This is a genomic window from Falsiroseomonas oryzae, from assembly GCF_027856955.1.
GTDB classification, from domain to species: Bacteria; Pseudomonadota; Alphaproteobacteria; order Acetobacterales; family Acetobacteraceae; genus Falsiroseomonas; species Falsiroseomonas oryzae.
Map to the genome: position 1 here is coordinate 1 of NZ_JAPSMD010000663.1, position 2132 is coordinate 2132.

3 protein-coding genes are annotated in these 2132 nt (G+C 73.1%); all 3 read right to left on the reverse strand.

Going from position 1 to position 2132, the window contains the following annotated elements; translation table 11 throughout:
• Positions 1-293: 293 nt before the first annotated feature.
• Positions 294-560 carry a hypothetical protein gene (locus tag OZN99_RS30300; RefSeq protein WP_270938929.1) on the reverse strand — a complete coding sequence of 89 codons (267 nt, stop codon included), beginning with the start codon at positions 558-560 and terminating at the stop codon, positions 294-296.
• Between the two features lie 163 nt (positions 561-723).
• Entirely contained in the window at positions 724-1365 is a 642-nt protein-coding gene (folE, locus tag OZN99_RS30305) for a GTP cyclohydrolase I FolE (RefSeq protein ID WP_270938930.1), read from the reverse strand.
• Positions 1366-1531: 166 nt separating this feature from the next.
• A complete protein-coding gene (gene apaG, locus OZN99_RS30310) occupies positions 1532-1936 on the reverse strand; it encodes a Co2+/Mg2+ efflux protein ApaG (protein WP_270938931.1) in 405 nt (134 codons plus the stop codon).
• Positions 1937-2132 lie beyond the last annotated feature (196 nt).

Genomic DNA, 2132 nt, shown 5'->3' on the forward strand with positions numbered 1-2132 from the left:
CCGGATCGTAGACAGCTGCAGGATCGGGCGCGGGGGTGTGGCGCTGGGGCGACACCGGGACGGGGCGGTCGTGCCGCTTCACGGCACGGGCGGTCGCGCCCCCACCCTCCCGCGCTTCGCGCGGGTCCCTCCCTCCCCCGCGAGGCGGGGGAGGGTTGGGGTGGGGGCGCGACTGGCCTGCGGTGTCGCCGACCGGCATGATTCGCGGCGCGTGCGTGGGAATTCGCGGCAGCGACTTCGGACAAATTCCCCGTCCCGGTGCGGCGGGTGCTGCGCGGTGCGGATGGACGGGTTCAAAGATCGAGGGCGGATTGCTGCCCCTTGGCGCCGGAACGCTCGCGGGCGGCACGCCGGAAGCCTTCCTGCCGGCCGAGCGGCGGCAGGACTTCATTCCCATCATGCACGTTGCGCGGCAGCGCGTCCACGGTCTTGACCATCAGCTTGCGGGATTCGCCGAGGCCGTCGCTGGCGGCTTCCCTGAGCGTGATCCGCCCGTTCGGGCAACATTCGGGGGACGCGGTTGGTGACGCGATCGAATGGAGGGGGCCGGGGACGATCATCGTCCCCGGCGGGGTCCAAGGGGCGGAGCCCCTTCGCTCAGGTGCCTGGGGTTTGAGGTCTGCGCCTGACAGGTCGCCCGGGCTGACACCCCAACCCCCACCCGTCGAACGCCTTCGGCGTTCGACCCTGCGCCCTGCGGGGGCGGAGAAGACAGGGCTGCCGTCAGCCCTCCGCGCCCGGCCGGGGCGCGGCGATCATGGCGAGGAATTCGCGGCGGGTGCTCGGGTCGTCGCGGAAGGCGCCGAGCATGCGGGACGTCGCCATGGTGACGCCGGGCTTGTGCACGCCGCGCGTCGTCATGCACTGGTGCGCGGCCTCCACCACCACGGCCACGCCCTTCGGCTTCAGCACGTCGTTCAGCGTGTTGGCGATCTGCGCCGTCAGCTTCTCCTGGATCTGCAGGCGCTTGGCATAGGCGTCCACCACGCGCGCCAGCTTGCTGATGCCGACCACCCGGCCGTTCGGCAGGTAGGCGACATGCACGCGGCCCAGGATGGGGGCCATGTGGTGCTCGCAGGTGCTCTCCAGCCGGATGTCGCGCAGCAGCACCATCTCGTCGTAGCCATCCGTCTCCTCGAAGGAGCGGGCGAGGAGCTCCACCGGGTCCTCCTCGTAGCCGCAGAACCACTCGCGGTAGGCGCGGGCGACGCGGGACGGGGTGTCCACCAGGCCCTCGCGCGCGGGGTCGTCGCCGGCCCAGCGCAGCAGGGTGCGGATGGCAGCCTCGGCGTCCTGCTGGGTCGGCCGGGGCTCGGTGCTGGCCGCGGCCGCCGCAAGGCGGCGGGCGGGGGTCTGGATGTTCACAGCGTTGGATCCTTGGGCGTCAATCTGCGGCGGTCGTCGGTCCGCGCCACCGCGGCACGGCGCCTTCCTCGCCCGCCCACATGGGGGCAGCGCCCCGTACCGCAACCGGTCCGCGGGCCCTGCATGGCAGCCCGGCGCGGGGTGCGACGGATGGCATCGCCGGGCGTCAGTTCAGCCGCATCGGCTGGTGCGGGCTGTCCAGGCTGAAGGCGGGGATCGCCACGTCGAAGGCCTCGCCGGTGCCGGGAACCACCATGTGGTACTGGCCGCGCATGAAGCCGGAGGGTGTCGCGAGCGGCGTGCCGGAGGTGTATTCGAAGCTCTGCCCGGGCTCGATCACCGGCTGTTCGCCCACCACGCCCTCGCCATGCACCTGCTGGGTGCGGCCGAGGCCGTCGGTGATGAGCCACGTGCGCTTGAGCAGCTGCACGGCCTGACGGCCTTCGTTGGCGATGGCGACGCGGTAGGCCCAGACGTAGTGGCTGCGCTCCGGCTCCGACTGGTCGGCGAGGAAGAAGGCGCGCACCGAGACGCGGATGGCGCGGGTGGTCTCGCTGTAGTCGTCCGGCATGGCGGGGCTCCCGCCGCGCAATCTCGGCGCGGCGGGGCGAGGACGCAAGTGGGGCGGCTTCGCGCGCCGGCGCGTCCCCCTCACGCGCGCCGCAGCGCCCCTGTCACGCGCGCCGCAGCACCCCCGTCACGCGCGCCGTAGCAGCCCTGTCACGCGCGCCGTAGCGCGACGGCCAGCCCCGCGCCCACCAGCACCG

Coding starts and splice junctions, on each gene's coding strand:
- OZN99_RS30300 (WP_270938929.1), bottom strand. CDS start 560: ATGATCGTCCCCGGCCCCCTCCATTCGATCGCGTCACCAACCGCGTCC.
- apaG (WP_270938931.1), bottom strand. CDS start 1,936: ATGCCGGACGACTACAGCGAGACCACCCGCGCCATCCGCGTCTCGGTG.